This is a genomic window from Rhodococcus sp. Leaf225 (assembly GCF_001426145.1).
GTDB lineage: Bacteria > Actinomycetota > Actinomycetes > Mycobacteriales > Mycobacteriaceae > Rhodococcoides.
The window spans coordinates 314,287-328,670 of record NZ_LMRN01000012.1 but is presented as its reverse complement, the minus strand read 5'-3'; the positions used below and the strand labels follow the sequence as shown (position 1 = coordinate 328,670).

General features: G+C 69.6%; 13 protein-coding genes. 12 read left to right on the top strand and 1 reads right to left on the bottom strand.

The window, feature by feature from the left end:
* Positions 1-96: 96 nt before the first annotated feature.
* The 12 genes from ASG69_RS11205 (at position 97) to ASG69_RS11150 (ending at position 13,300) form a co-directional block, all read left to right on the top strand.
* Positions 97-948 carry an acyl-CoA thioesterase gene (locus ASG69_RS11205; RefSeq protein ID WP_027505223.1) on the top strand — a complete coding sequence of 284 codons (852 nt, stop codon included), beginning with the start codon at positions 97-99 and terminating at the stop codon, positions 946-948.
* The gene (pdxT, locus tag ASG69_RS11200; protein ID WP_027505224.1) at positions 945-1,568 is read left to right on the top strand and encodes a pyridoxal 5'-phosphate synthase glutaminase subunit PdxT; all 624 of its coding nucleotides are present in this window, start codon (positions 945-947) and stop codon (positions 1,566-1,568) included. The genes ASG69_RS11205 and pdxT overlap by 4 nt, the downstream gene beginning before the upstream one ends.
* Positions 1,569-1,609: 41 nt before the next feature.
* On the top strand, positions 1,610-2,365 hold the full coding sequence (locus ASG69_RS11195) for a YebC/PmpR family DNA-binding transcriptional regulator (RefSeq protein WP_027505225.1): 756 nt from the start codon (positions 1,610-1,612) through the stop codon (positions 2,363-2,365).
* 107 nt (positions 2,366-2,472) lie between these two features.
* Positions 2,473-3,069 carry a crossover junction endodeoxyribonuclease RuvC gene (gene ruvC / locus ASG69_RS11190; RefSeq protein WP_027505226.1) on the top strand — a complete coding sequence of 199 codons (597 nt, stop codon included), beginning with the start codon at positions 2,473-2,475 and terminating at the stop codon, positions 3,067-3,069.
* The gene (ruvA, locus tag ASG69_RS11185; protein WP_056444777.1) at positions 3,066-3,668 is read left to right on the top strand and encodes a Holliday junction branch migration protein RuvA; all 603 of its coding nucleotides are present in this window, start codon (positions 3,066-3,068) and stop codon (positions 3,666-3,668) included. Before ruvC ends, ruvA begins: the two co-directional genes overlap by 4 nt.
* Positions 3,669-3,709: 41 nt before the next feature.
* The gene (gene ruvB, locus ASG69_RS11180; protein WP_056445240.1) at positions 3,710-4,747 is read left to right on the top strand and encodes a Holliday junction branch migration DNA helicase RuvB; all 1,038 of its coding nucleotides are present in this window, start codon (positions 3,710-3,712) and stop codon (positions 4,745-4,747) included.
* A 113-nt stretch (positions 4,748-4,860) separates the two neighbouring features.
* Positions 4,861-5,265: a preprotein translocase subunit YajC gene (gene yajC / locus ASG69_RS22145; protein ID WP_081821185.1), complete on the top strand. Its 405-nt coding sequence runs from the start codon at positions 4,861-4,863 to the stop codon at positions 5,263-5,265.
* Positions 5,266-5,447: 182 nt separating this feature from the next.
* A complete protein-coding gene (secD, locus tag ASG69_RS11170) occupies positions 5,448-7,211 on the top strand; it encodes a protein translocase subunit SecD (RefSeq protein ID WP_082544476.1) in 1,764 nt (587 codons plus the stop codon).
* Positions 7,212-7,214: 3 nt separating this feature from the next.
* A complete protein-coding gene (gene secF, locus ASG69_RS11165; RefSeq protein ID WP_056444775.1) occupies positions 7,215-8,423 on the top strand; it encodes a protein translocase subunit SecF in 1,209 nt (402 codons plus the stop codon).
* 1 nt (position 8,424) lies between these two features.
* Entirely contained in the window at positions 8,425-10,146 is a 1,722-nt protein-coding gene (locus ASG69_RS11160; protein ID WP_056444773.1) for an ABC transporter substrate-binding protein, read from the top strand.
* Positions 10,143-10,703 (top strand): adenine phosphoribosyltransferase, encoded by a 561-nt coding sequence (locus ASG69_RS11155; RefSeq protein ID WP_056444771.1) that lies wholly within the window; start codon positions 10,143-10,145, stop codon positions 10,701-10,703. Before ASG69_RS11160 ends, ASG69_RS11155 begins: the two co-directional genes overlap by 4 nt.
* A gap of 95 nt (positions 10,704-10,798) precedes the next feature.
* The gene (locus ASG69_RS11150) at positions 10,799-13,300 is read left to right on the top strand and encodes a RelA/SpoT family protein (RefSeq protein ID WP_321163710.1); all 2,502 of its coding nucleotides are present in this window, start codon (positions 10,799-10,801) and stop codon (positions 13,298-13,300) included.
* Positions 13,301-13,399: 99 nt separating this feature from the next.
* Here the strand turns inward: ASG69_RS11150 and ASG69_RS11145 are convergent, their stop codons facing one another.
* Positions 13,400-14,272, bottom strand: a complete 873-nt coding sequence (locus ASG69_RS11145; RefSeq protein WP_056444768.1) for a peptidylprolyl isomerase — start codon at positions 14,270-14,272, stop codon at positions 13,400-13,402.
* Between the last annotated feature and the right edge of the window lie 112 nt (positions 14,273-14,384).

The following is a 14,384-nucleotide window of genomic DNA, read 5'->3' as shown; positions in this document are numbered from 1 at the left end:
GAGTACGGCCGAAGTGTCGTTCCGGGGCCCGATTCTGCGACACTTCTGCCGTACTCGCGGGGCAGGTCCCGTCTGTCCCGACCGGAAAGGGTGATCATGGCCGGAATCGAAGAGATCCTCGAGCTCGAGCGCATCGAGAACGACATCTATCGCGGGAGTTCCGTCCCGAGTCAGCTGCAGCGCACGTTCGGCGGCCAGGTCGCCGGGCAGTCGTTGGTGTCCGCGGCGAAGACAGTGGATCCCGCGTTCCGCGTGCACTCGCTGCACGGATACTTCCTGCGCCCCGGAAACCCGAACGAGCCCACCGTCTTCACGGTCGACCGCATCCGCGACGGTCGGTCGTTCGCCACGCGTCGGGTCACGGGCATCCAGGACGGCAAGGCGATCTTCACGATGTCGGCGTCGTTCCACGTGGAGGACGAGGGCATCGAGCATCAGGACCGGATGCCGGCGGTGGTGGGTCCGGAGGACCTCCCCGACGTCGCCGAGGACGAGGCGTTGCGGCAGAAGATGTTCTACAAGGAGTGGAACCGGTGGGACGTGCGGCTCGTCCCGCAGGACCGCATCACCCGGAGCTCCAGTCTTGCTGCGCAGCAACAGGTGTGGATCCGTTACCGCGATCCGCTGCCGGACGACCAGGTCTTCCACGTGTGCGCTCTGGCGTACATGTCGGACATGACGCTGCTGGGTTCGGCGAAGGTCCCACACGAGGACGTCGCCACGCAGACCGCGTCGCTCGATCACGCGTTGTGGTTCCTGCGCCCGTTCCGTGCGGACGAGTGGTTGCTGTACGACCAGACGTCGCCCTCCGCAGGCCTCGGCCGCGCGTTGACCCAGGGACGGATCTACGACCGTCAGGGCCGGATGGTCGCGGCCGTCACGCAGGAGGGTCTGATGCGCTACGACCGCTCGGCGCAGCACACGCCGGGCCTCGAGACGTCACGGTGACAGCTCCGACCATCGGAGTGCTCGCGCTGCAGGGTGACGTGCGAGAGCATCTCGAGGCGCTCACTGCCGCCGGTGCGAGCGCGGTGACGGTGCGCCGTCCCGAGGAACTCGACGCCGTCGACGGTCTGGTGCTGCCCGGCGGCGAGTCGACCACGATGGGGAAGCTGCTGCGGATCTTCGATCTCCTCGATCCGCTCCGCGAGCGCCTCGCCGCCGGTATGCCCGCCTACGGGTCCTGCGCCGGCATGATCCTGCTGGCCTCCGACATCCTGGACACCACCCCGGATGCCGTGCATCTCGACGGCCTCGACATCACGGTGCGGCGCAACGCCTTCGGTCGTCAGGTCGACTCCTTCGAGACCGACCTCGACGTCGCTCGGGTGGGCGGCGAGCCGATGCGTGCCGTGTTCATCCGGGCGCCGTGGGTCGAGCGGGTCGGCGACGGAGTCGAGGTGTTGGCCACCGTCCCGGAGGGTCCCGCGGCGGGCCGCGTCGTCGCCGTGCGGCAGGGCGACGTGCTCGCGACGTCGTTCCATCCCGAGGTCACGGGGGACCGCAGGGTCCACGCCCTGTTCGCCGACATGGTGCGGGAGCGAAGGACCTCGTCCACGCCCGCGTAAGATGGGCACGTTCTCTGCCGGTACGAAAGGGGCTATTGCCGATGAGCGGCCACTCCAAATGGGCGACCACGAAGCACAAGAAGGCTGTCGTCGACGCCCGCCGATCGAAGTCCTTCGCCAAGTTGGTGAAGAACATCGAGGTCGCCGCGCGCACGGGTGGTGGTGACCCCGTCGGTAACCCCACGTTGTACGACGCCATCCAGAAGGCGAAGAAGACCTCGGTCCCCAACGACAACATCGAGCGTGCGCGCAAGCGCGGCGCCGGTGAGGAAGCGGGCGGCGCCGACTGGCAGACCATCATGTACGAGGGCTACGGGCCCAACGGTGTCGCCGTCCTCATCGAGTGCCTCACCGACAACCGCAACCGCGCGGCCGGCGAGGTCCGTGTCGCGATGACTCGCAACGGCGGCAACATGGCCGACCCGGGTTCCGTGTCCTACCTGTTCTCCCGCAAGGGCGTCGTCACGCTGGAGAAGAACGGCCAGTCCGAGGACGACGTCCTCATGGCCGTGCTGGACGCCGGCGCCGAGGAGGTCAATGACAACGGGGACACCTTCGAGGTGGTCTCGGAGCCGACCGACCTCGTCGCCGTGCGCACCGCGCTGCAGGAGGCAGGCATCGACTACGACTCCGCCGAGGCCAGCTTCCAGCCGTCCGTCAGTGTGCCCGTCGACGTCGACGGAGCGCGCAAGGTGTTCAAGCTGATCGATGCGCTCGAGGACAGCGACGACGTGCAGAACGTGTGGTCCAACGTCGATCTGTCCGACGAGGTGCTCGCGCAGCTCGACGAGGACTGACTCCAGCGCGCCGCCCACACTCGTCACCGACTCGCCGCTAAGGTATCGAACAACAGTTCTACGTGTTCGAAGGTCCGGAGCGGCCGAATCCGGTGAGGGAGTGGGCGTTGCGTGTCATGGGAGTCGACCCCGGGCTGACCCGGTGTGGACTGAGCCTGGTCGAGTCCGGCGCAGGCAGAGCGGTCACGGCGCTCGACGTCGACGTGGTGCGGACGCCGGCCGACATGGAGCTGGCGCAGCGACTTCTCCTGATCGCCGAATCCGCCGAGTACTGGCTGGACACCCACCGGCCCACGGTGGTCGCCGTCGAGCGGGTGTTCTCCCAGAACAACGTGCGCACCGCGATGGGCACCGCGCAGGCCGGGGGAGTGATCGCCCTCGCGGCCGCCCGGCGCGGTATCCCGGTCGCCTTCCACACCCCGTCCGAGGTCAAGGCCGCGGTCACCGGGAACGGCACCGCGGACAAGGCTCAGGTGACGGCCATGGTGACCCGCATTCTCGGCATGCAGCAGGCCCCCCGCCCCGCCGACGCCGCCGATGCTCTCGCCCTGGCGATCTGTCACTGCTGGCGGGCACCCATGATGGCGCGGATGGCCGCCGCCGAGGCCCAGGCAGCCGCGGCGAAGGCCGCGTACGAGAAGAAACTGAAGCAGCAGCGCGCGGCCGTGCGGGCCGCCGCGAGGACGGGAGCGCAACCGCGATGATCAGCTCGGTACGGGGCGAGGTGCTCGAGATCGCCCTCGACCACGCGGTGGTGGAAGCGGCAGGCATCGGCTACCGCGTCAATGCGACGCCGGCGACGCTGGCCGGGCTCTCTCGCGGAACCGAGGCGCGCCTGGTCATCTCGATGATCGTGCGCGAGGACTCCATGACGCTGTACGGCTTCGCGGACGCCACGTCGCGCGATCTCTTCGGCCTGCTCCAGACGGTGTCCGGCGTCGGTCCCCGGCTCGCCATGGCCGTGCTCGCCGTCCTCGAACCCGACGCGCTGCGCACCGCGCTGACCGACGGCAACGTCACGGCCCTGATGCGGGTACCGGGTATCGGCAAGCGCGGCGCCGAGCGTCTCGTGGTCGAACTGCGCGACAAGGTGGACGCGGTGGTGTCCGGTCCGGCCGGTGTCGCCGCACCCGGCCACTCGTCGGGCCCGGTGCGTGATCAGGTGGTCGAGGCGCTGCTCGGCCTCGGGTTCCCGGCCAAGCAGGCCGAGCCCGCCGTCGATGCCGTGCTGGCAGACGACCCCGCCGTCGGAACGGCGCAGGCTCTGCGCGCGGCCCTGGTGAGCCTGGGCAGGTCGCGGTGACGGACCCGGACGGCACCGATGACTCACTGGTCACCGCCGAGATGGTGCCGGACGACGGCGATCTCGATGCGAGTCTGCGGCCGAAGTCGCTCGACGACTTCATCGGTCAGCCCCGCGTGCGGGAGCAACTGCAGCTCGTCCTGCAGGGCGCGACGCAACGCGGCGGAACACCGGACCACATCCTGCTGTCCGGTCCGCCCGGACTCGGCAAGACCAGCATGGCGATGATCATCGCGGGGGAGCTGAACTCGGCGTTGCGCCTGACGTCCGGGCCGGCCCTCGAACGAGCGGGAGACCTCGCGGCGATGCTGAGCAACCTCGTCGAGGGTGACGTGCTCTTCATCGACGAGATCCACCGCATCGCGCGGCCGGCCGAGGAGATGCTGTACCTGGCGATGGAAGACTTCCGCGTCGACGTGGTCGTCGGTAAGGGGCCGGGCGCCACCTCGATTCCGCTCGACGTCGCACCGTTCACGCTCGTCGGTGCCACCACCCGGTCCGGCGCCCTCACCGGCCCGCTGCGCGACCGCTTCGGCTTCACCGCGCACATGGACTTCTACGACCCCCGCGAACTGCAGCGCATCCTGACGCGGTCGGCGGGAATCCTCGGAGTGCGCATCGAGGCGGATGCCGCCGCGGAGATCGCGGGACGATCGCGCGGCACACCCCGCATCGCCAACCGCCTGCTGCGCCGGGTGCGGGACTACGCCGAGGTGCGTGCCGACGGCCGCGTGACACTCGAGGTCGCCCGGGCGGCGCTCGAGGTCTACGACGTGGACGAGCTCGGCCTCGATCGCCTCGACCGGGCTGTGCTCGGCGCACTCGTCCGCAGCTTCGGCGGCGGGCCCGTGGGGGTCTCGACGCTCGCGGTCGCGGTCGGGGAGGAACCGGCCACCGTGGAGGAGGTGTGCGAGCCCTACCTCGTCCGCGCGGGCATGATCGCGCGGACGCCGCGCGGTCGGGTGGCCACGGCCGCCGCGTGGGAACGGATGGGTCTCACACCCCCGCCGGATCTCGCGGTCGGCGGCATCTCGGTGCGGACGAACGAGCCGCAACGCACGCTCTTCGACGAGACCTGAGCCGGTGGATCCGGACGATTCCGGCGTTTCAGGCGGTCGACACGCCCGATCGCCCGACCGAACGTGGCACACTGAAGGTTCCGAGTCCCAAGATCTAAGGATTGACGTTTCTGATGGAACTGCTGTTTCCGCTTCTCGTTCTCGCCCTGCTCGTGCCCATGTTTCTCGGCATCCGCCGCCAGAAGCGTGAGGTGGCCAAGACGGTCGAGCTGCAGGAAGCGCTGTCCATCGGTGATCGCGTCCTGACCACGTCCGGGCTGCACGGTCTCGTCGACGGACTCACCGAGACCACCGTCGACCTGGAGATCGCTCCCGGCATCATCACCACCTGGTCGCGTGCCGTCGTGCGCGACGTGCTGCCCGACGAGGACGAGCTGGATGAGTCGGCTGCGGAGAACGCCGCTCCGACCAGCGACTTCGAGGACCACAGCGACGCCGGATCGCGCGTCGACAGCCTGGAGAACGGCCTCGGCGGAGCGGACGACGGCCGATCGCAGGCACGACTCACCAAGGAGTGAGACAAAGCGGATACACCGCCCCCGAGGTCGTCCTCGGGGGCGGTGCGTCGTTGTGGAGAGGGTACGGTCGGTCAGGCTCCGGCCGTCCGTGACGCCCGCCGCCGCCGCGCTCCACCCCCGTCCGACCAGCAGCAGGTCCGTCTCCTCCAGCCGGTCCGTCTCACTCAGGAGAAGCACTCACCGTGGCCCCATCCAGCGGATCCTCGTATCCGGTGCGGTATCTCGCCGTGTTCGGCGTCTTCATCGCCCTCGTGTACGTCCTGGTCTTTTTCACCGGTGACAAGTCCCCGACTCCCAAGCTGGGCATCGACCTGCAGGGTGGAACACGCGTCACGCTCACCGCGCGCACGCCCGACGGCAGCGCCCCGAGCCAGGAGAGCCTGCGTCAGGCGCAGCAGATCATCGAGACCCGCGTCAACGGTCTCGGTGTCTCCGGCTCCGAGGTGGTCGTCGACGGTCAGAACCTGGTCATCACGGTTCCCGGCGACGACAGCTCGCAGGCCCGCACACTCGGTCAGACGGCCCGGCTGTACATCCGCCCCGTGCTGACGTCCCAGGCCCCCACTCCGGCGGGCACTCCCGCTCCCGCGGCGACCGACCCCGCTGCCGACCCCGCGTCTGCCGACCCTGCGGCCACCACGGCTCCGGCGACACCGGCGCCGCAGAACCGCCCCTTCCCGGCGCAGGACCCCACGGACACCCCCGCCCCGTCCGAGACACCCGCTCCGTCCGAGACACCCGCGCCGTCCGACACCTCCGCCTCCGAGCCCGGTGCCGCCCCGCCCGCGTCGTCGGCGGACGAGACCGCCGACGCGATCGCCGAGGCGAAGGCGCAGCGGCAGAGCACCGACCCGACAGTGCAGCAGCAGGCCATGGCCACGATCGACTGCTCCGCGCCCGACCCCCTGCAGGGCAACGACGATCCGGCCCTGCCGCTCGTCGCCTGCTCCACGGACGGCACCGCGGTCTACATCCTCGAGCCGTCGATCATCGACGGACAGCAGATCGCCGACGCCAGCTCGCAGTTCGACACCCAGCAGTCCCGCAACGTCGTCTCCCTCAGCTTCACCACCGAGGGTGGCAACACCTGGGCTCAGTTCACGTCGGCGAACATCGGCAAGCAGGCCGCGTTCACCCTCGACTCCAAGGTCGTCAGCGCACCGGTCATCCAGGGCGCGACCCCCGCGGGCAGCGCCACGCAGATCACCGGCAATTTCACCGCTGACAGTGCCCGCGAGCTCGCCAACACGCTGAAGTACGGATCGCTGCCGTTGTCGTTCGCCGCCTCCGAGGCGGAGACAGTGTCGGCGACGCTGGGACTCGCGTCGCTCGAGGCAGGCCTGATCGCCGGCGCCATCGGCCTCGTGTTCGTCCTCATCTACTGCCTCCTCTACTACCGCATGCTCGGCATCCTCACGGCGCTGTCGCTGGTGCTGTCGCTGGTCGCCATCTACGGGATCCTCGTCCTGCTCGGTCGATGGATCTCGTTCACGCTCGATCTCGCCGGCATCGCCGGTCTGATCATCGGTATCGGTATGACCGCCGACTCGTTCGTGGTGTTCTTCGAGCGCATCAAGGACGAGATACGCGAGGGCCGCAGCTTCCGCTCGGCGGTTCCGCGTGGTTGGGCCCGTGCGCGGCGCACCATCCTGTCCGGCAACGCGGTGAGCTTCATCGCGGCGGCGGTGCTGTACGTGCTCGCCGTCGGTCAGGTGCGCGGCTTCGCGTTCACGCTCGGCCTGTCGACCCTGCTGGACATCGTCATCGTGATCCTCGTGACGTGGCCACTGGTCAACCTCGCCTCGCGGTCCGAGTTCTGGTCCAAGCCGTCGATCAACGGTCTCGGTGCGGTCCAGGAGATCGCCCGCGCGCGCAAACGCGCTGCCGCCGCCAAGACCACCCGCGATGCTGCTACCGCGGCCGCCGGCCCGAGCAAGGAGGCCTGACCCGTGGCCGAGACGACCACCACCACCGAGGACACCGTTCCCGACGCGCCCGAGGCCGGTCGCGGACTTCTGTCGCGGCTCTACACGGGCACCGGCGCGTTCGACATCATCGGACGCCGTCGCCTCTGGTACGGCGTCACCGCGGCCTTCGTGCTGGTGTCGTTGCTGTCGATCGCGGTCCGCGGCTTCACGCTCGGCATCGATTTCGAGGGCGGCACGCGCGTGCAGTTCCCGGCTCCGCAGGGCGTCGACACCGCGCAGGTCGAGGAGATCTACACCGACACCCTCGGTCAGGACGCCGTCGCCGTCCAGACCGTGGGCACCGGATCCGGCGCCACCGTACAGATCCGCTCCGAGTCGCTGGACCAGGGGCAGGCGTCCGCGCTGCAGACGGCCCTGTTCGACGCGTTCCAGCCCGCCAACGCGGAGGGTGAGACCACGCGCGATGCGGTCTCCTTCACCGACGTCAGTGAGACCTGGGGTTCCCAGATCACCGACAAGGCGCTGATCGCGCTCGTGGTGTTCCTGGTGATCGTCAGCATCTACATCGCCGTCCGGTACGAGCGGGACATGGCGCTCGCCGGTATCGCGGCCCTGTTCTTCGACATCCTCGTGACGGCGGGTGTCTACTCGCTGGTCGGGTTCGAGGTCACTCCGGCGACCGTCATCGGACTGCTGACCATTCTGGGCTTCTCGCTGTACGACTCCGTGGTGGTGTTCGACAAGGTCGAGGAGAACACCCGCGGCATCCTGCACCTCAACAGGCGCACCTATGCCGAGCAGGCCAACCTCGCGGTGAACCAGACGCTGATGCGCTCGATCAACACCACCGTCATCAGCGTGCTCCCTGTCATCGCCCTCATCGTCATCGCGGTCTGGTTGCTGGGTGTGGGGACGTTGAAGGATCTCGCACTGGTCCAGCTCGTCGGCATCGTCATCGGCGCCTACTCGTCGATCTTCTTCGCGACCCCGCTGGTGGTCACGCTGAAGGAACGATGGGGCCCGGTCGCGGCGCACACGACGAAGGTGCTCGCGAAGCGCGAGGGCACCACGCGTCCGCGCGCCGAGAGCGCGGTTCCGGCCGGCGCCACGGGCACGGCGACCGCCACGGCAACGGCAACGGGTGCTCCGGCCAAGACCGCACGCGCTGCGGCCGCGGCGCCCCGCGCAGGCGCACGCCCGACGGGTAAGCGCGGCAAGCGGAGGAGCTGACATGCGTGCGTCGTCAGGGGTCAGGACAGGCGTCGCCGTCGCGGCGCTCGCCGCGATCACGGCCACGACACTCGTGGCGTGCGGCGACGAGGACACCCGCATCCCGTCCATCGGCTACGCCGTCGACAACACCGTCACCACCTACAACGGCGGAACCGTCGCCGGATCGGTCTCGGCTGCACCGCAGGCCTTCTCGCGAGTCCTGCCCGGATTCGCGCTCACAGCCCCGAGCGGCGGTGCCGTGAGCGACACCGACATCGGGACGGCCGTGGAGGTACCCGGCGAGCAGCAGGTGGTCACCTACACGCTCGCCGCGCCCGCCGTGTGGTCCGACGGTGTGCCGATGACGTGCGACGACCTCGTGCTGGCGTGGGCCGCACGCAGCGGCCGGACAGCCGCGGACGGAGCGCCGCTCTTCGACGCCGCGTCCACCGCCGGTTACACCGACATCGAACTCATCGACTGCGCTCCCGCGGACAAGGTCGCGACCGTGACGTTCCGCTCGGGACGCGGGTACGTCGAGTGGCAGTCCCTCTTCGGCGCCGGGACGATGATGCCCGCACACGTCGCGGCCCGCATCGCCGGCGTGCCGGACGTCGTGAGCACCCTCGCCGGCGGTGACCAGGACGCACTGCGGCGCATCGCGGACGTCTGGAACACCGGATGGAACCTCACCCCGGCGGACGGGGAGGACGTCGGAACCGTCGACCCGGCGGTCTTCGTGTCGTCCGGGCCCTTCCGCATCGAGTCGTACTCGGTCGAGAACGGTCTCGCGCTCGTACCCAACGAACGGTGGTGGGGTGTTCCCGCCGCCACGGATCGTGTCGTCGTGTGGCCCAAGGGCGCCGACATCGCGGCCAAGGCGGCATCGGGCGACATCGAGGTCGTCGACGCCGACGGCGGCACAGCGACTCCCGACGGCTTCACGTCGACGGCTCAGCCGTCCTTCGGCGTCGAGCAGTTGACCATGGCCACGTCCGGTGTCTTCGTCGACCCGGCCGCACGCCGCGCCTTCGCTGCATGCGTTCCTCGCGGCGAGCTGTACGCGCAGCACGGCCACCCCGGATACGAGGCGGAGACCGGCCGCGGGTCCGGCATCGTCGACAGCCGGACCACCCTTCCCGCGACGCTGCCCTACCGCTCGGTGGCGGCCACCGCGGCGGAGCGGTACCGCACCGCGGACGTCGCCGGGGTCACCGCGGGTCTCGCCGAAGCGGGACTGACCGACCCCGTCGTCCGCGTGGGCTACCTGGGGCCCGACGAGCGCCGCGCGGCCGTCGTCGCCGCCATCGCATCGTCCTGCGCACCTCTCGGCATCGAGATCGTGGACGCGTCGTCGCCGACCTTCTCGCCGCTCGCTCTGCGCGACGGGGAAGTGGACGCCGTCCTGGCCTCCACCGCCGGACAGGCGGGAGCGTCGGGCACGTCCTCCGCCGATCCCGGGCGCTTCGCCCTGCGCGGCGGACAGGGCGTCAACGTCGGCGGCTACGCCAACGGGCGTCTCGACGAGCTGATCGATCGCCTGGCCGTCGACCAGTCCGACGCCACCGTGCTCGCCGCGGCGGTCGAGGCGGAGAACATCCTGTGGACCGACATGCCCACCCTCCCGCTCTACAACGCGCCGCGCGTCACCGCGGTGGCGTCCGGAATGCGTGGTGTGGAGTCGAACCCGACGGTCGCGGGTGCGGGCTGGAACATGGACAAGTGGATACTCGTCGGATGAGTACACCCGGATCGAGCAGCCCCACCACGAGCGCACCCGGTGGATCGGACGTCGTCGCCCGGATGACGCGCTGGGCCGACGACTTCCCCACGCCGGGAGTGCGCTTCGCCGACCTCACGCCCGTGTTCGCCGACGCGGAGGGGCTGCGCACCGTGGTGGACTCGCTCGCCGAGGCGGGCCGTGACGCCGACGTCGTGGCCGGTATCGACGCGCGCGGCTTCCTTCTCGGTGCCGGCGTCGCGCTGGCGTTGAACACCGGCGTGATCGCCGTCCGCAAGGCGGGGAAGTTGCCCCCGCCGGTGCACCGGCAGTCGTACGAACTCGAGTACGGCACGGCGGAGCTCGAGATCTCCGCCGAGGGCATCGCGCTCGAGGGGCGCCGCGTACTCGTCGTCGACGACGTGCTCGCGACCGGCGGCACACTCGAGGCCGCCGCCGAACTGTTGACGCGGTGCGGAGCGATCGTGGTGGGTGCCGCCGTCGTTCTCGAGGTGGAAGTTCTGGGCGGCCGCGAGCGTTGGAAGCATGGACCGCTCACGACATTGGGCGTCGTCTGAGCATCCGACCTCGAGAAGATGTGAGGGCGTGCGCTGTGCGCTCCGGTGACGGCGGATAGAGTCGGGTCTCTCGAGCAGCTGAGGAGGTGTCGATCATGACGCGATACATCGGTCGTACCGCCGAGGAGTCCGCAGCAGTGCCGCCTGCCGCGGGGGAGTTGCTGCCGTCCGACGCCGTCCTGCCTGCCGACGCTGCGGCTGACGAGGCCGCGACGGAGCCCGTGCCCTTCGGGGCGGAGCCTGCCGATCCGACAGCGCGCACCGATGCCCTGACACCGGAGCCGGTCGCACCCGCCGCGGAGCCAGTGCCCGATCCGGCACCCTCCTCCGCCACCCCCACTGCGCCGTCGTCCGCGTCCCGGCGCGTTCGTGCGCGGCTGGCCCGCCGCATCACCGCGCAGCGCAACACCGCGGTCAAGCCGGTGCTCGAGCCGTTGGCCGGCACCCACCGGTCGATGTACCCGAAGGCGGACCTCGGGCTGCTGCAGCGCGCGTACGACGTGGCCGACGAGCGGCACGCAACGCAGATGCGCAAGTCGGGTGACCCGTACATCACGCACCCGCTCGCGGTCGCCAACATCCTGGCCGAGCTGGGAATGGACACCACGACGCTCGTCGCGGCGCTGCTGCACGACACCGTCGAGGACACCGGCTACTCGCTGGACCAGCTGCGCACCGAGTTCGGCGACGAGGTCGCCCATCTCGTCGACGGCGTGACGAAGCTCGACAAGGTCGCGCTCGGCACCGCCGCCGAAGGCGAGACCATCCGCAAGATGATCATCGCGATGGCGCGGGATCCGCGGGTGCTGGTCATCAAGGTGGCCGACCGGCTGCACAACATGCGTACGATGCGCTTCCTGCCGCCGGAGAAGCAGGCGCGCAAGGCGAAGGAGACCCTCGAGGTCATCGCACCGCTCGCGCACCGCCTCGGCATGGCGACGGTCAAGTGGGAGCTCGAGGACCTCGCGTTCGCGATCCTGCACCCCAAGAAGTACGACGAGATCGTGCGCCTCGTCGCCGACCGGGCCCCGTCACGCGACACCTATCTCGCCAAGGTGCGCGCCGAGATCAACGCGACCCTGTCGGCCTCCCGCATCAGTGCCGTGGTCGAGGGTCGGCCCAAGCACTACTGGTCGATCTACCAGAAGATGATCGTCAAGGGCCGCGACTTCGACGACATCCACGATCTGGTCGGCGTGCGCATCCTGTGCGACGAGATCCGGGACTGCTACGCCGCCGTCGGCGTGGTCCACTCGCTGTGGCAGCCGATGGCCGGACGGTTCAAGGACTACATCGCGCAGCCGCGCTACGGGGTCTACCAGTCGCTGCACACCACGGTCGTCGGTCCCGAGGGCAAGCCTCTCGAGGTGCAGATCCGCACCCGCGACATGCATCGCACCGCCGAGTTCGGCATCGCCGCGCACTGGCGATACAAGGAGACGAAGGGCCGTCACTCCGGTGACGCGACCGAGCTCGACGACATGGCGTGGATGCGCCAGCTGCTCGACTGGCAGCGGGAGGCCGCGGATCCGGGGGAGTTCCTCGAGTCGCTGCGGTACGACCTCGCGGTCAAGGAGATCTTCGTCTTCACCCCCAAGGGCGACGTGGTGACCCTGCCCGCCGGATCGTGTCCCGTGGACTTCGCCTACGCCGTGCACACCGAGGTGGGGCATCGGTGCATCGGTGCCCGCGTCAACGGGCGCCTCGTCGCACTGGAGCGTCAGCTCGACAACGGCGAGGTGGTCGAGGTCTTCACCTCGAAGGCCCCGACAGCCGGACCGAGCCGCGACTGGGCCACCTTCGTCGCGTCGCCGCGCGCGAAGACCAAAATCCGCCAGTGGTTCGCCAAGGAACGTCGCGAGGAAGCGCTCGAGGCCGGCAAGGACGCCATCGCCAAGGAGGTGCGGCGCGGGGGACTTCCGTTGCAGCGCTTGATGAACGGCGAGTCCATGTCGGCCATCGCGCACGAGCTGCGGTATGTCGATGTCTCGGCTCTCTACACCGCGGTGGGGGAGAACCACGTCTCGGCGCAGCACGTCGTGCAGCGTCTCGTCGCTCACCTCGGCGGTGTCGGCGATGTCGAGGAGGAACTGGCCGAGCGGTCCACCCCGTCCACCATTCCCACCCGTCCGCGCCGCGTCGGCGACGCAGGGGTCATGGTGTCGGGTGCGGACGGCGTCGTCGCCAAGCTGGCGAAGTGCTGCACCCCGGTGCCGGGAGACGACATCATGGGCTTCGTCACCCGCGGTGGCTCGGTGAGCGTGCACCGCACCGATTGCACCAACGCCGGGTCGCTGCAGACGCAGTCGGAGCGGCTGATCGAGGTCGAGTGGGCCCCGTCGCCGTCGTCGGTGTTCCTCGTCGCGATCCAGATCGAGGCACTCGATCGCCACCGTCTGCTCTCCGACGTCACGAAGGCGCTGGCCGACGAGAAGGTCAACATCCTGTCGGCGTCGGTCACCACGTCCGGTGATCGCGTGGCCATCTCCAAGTTCACCTTCGAGATGGGTGATCCCAAGCACCTGGGGCACGTGCTCAACGTGGTCCGCAACGTCGAGGGTGTCTACGACGTGTATCGCCTGACCTCGGCTGCCTAGAACTCGACACCCTTCCCGCGAGTACGTCCACAGTGTCGTGATCCCGTCCGGAATCACGACACTGTCGGCGTACTCGCGGGGAGGGTGCGAGGTGAGCCGTCAGGCCAGGTCGAGCCGCACCGTGTTCAGGGTGGTCGCGAGAGCCGGCGCACCGTCCTGCGCGCCACCCTCGACGCCCGCTGCGGCGATCTTGTCGAGCGTCGCGAGGCCGGTCTCGTCGATCGTGCCGAACACCGTGTAGTTCGGGGGCAGCTGCGAATCGCCGAACACGAGGAAGAACTGGCTGCCGTTGGTGTCGGCGCCGGCGTTCGCCATCGCGATGGTTCCGCGGGGGTACAGGACGGGCGACTGCAACGCGGCCGGATCGTCGGCGTACTGGTCCGTGGGGAACTCGTTGGCGTACTGGTAGCCCGGGCCGCCCGTTCCGGCGCCGGTCGGGTCACCGCACTGCAGGACCTTCAGGCTGTCGGCCGTGGTCAGACGGTGGCAGGGAGTGGCGTCGTAATAGTTCTGCCCGGCCAGCGAGGCGAAGCTGTTCACGGTGCAGGGCGCCTTCGTGGCGTCGAGCGACAGGCCGATCGGGCCCTGCGAGGTGTCCATGCTGACGCTGACGTTGTCGTCCGTGGTGGGCACGTTCTCGGTCTGCGGAGCGTTCGCAGGCTTCGCGGCAGTGCCGCCCGCAGGGTAGGAGCAGCTCACGGTCTCGGGCAGCGGTTCCGAGCGGCCGGCGGGCAGCATGCCCTCCTGGGTCGCGTTCTCGCTGGTGGGGGAGTCGGAGGCCTCGACGGCGGTGTCGTCGTCGCCGCGTGTCACACCGATGGCGACAGCGACGCCGCCGATGACGACGACCAGTCCGATGACGGCGGCGGCGATGGTCGCCTGCTTGCGTCGTCGCGCCCGAGCGGCACGGTTCTCGAGCTGGCGTTCGAGCTTGCGCTTGGCAGCGTCACGTCGTTGTTCGTTCGTCGGCACGGTTGGCGTTCCTCTTCTCGCTGGAGCGGGTGAGCAGCAGAAGTGTGCCAGGCTTCCCTGAGAGGCACCTGACCCGGTGGACGGCCGAGGTGCCTGCCCCACGTTCCGGGGC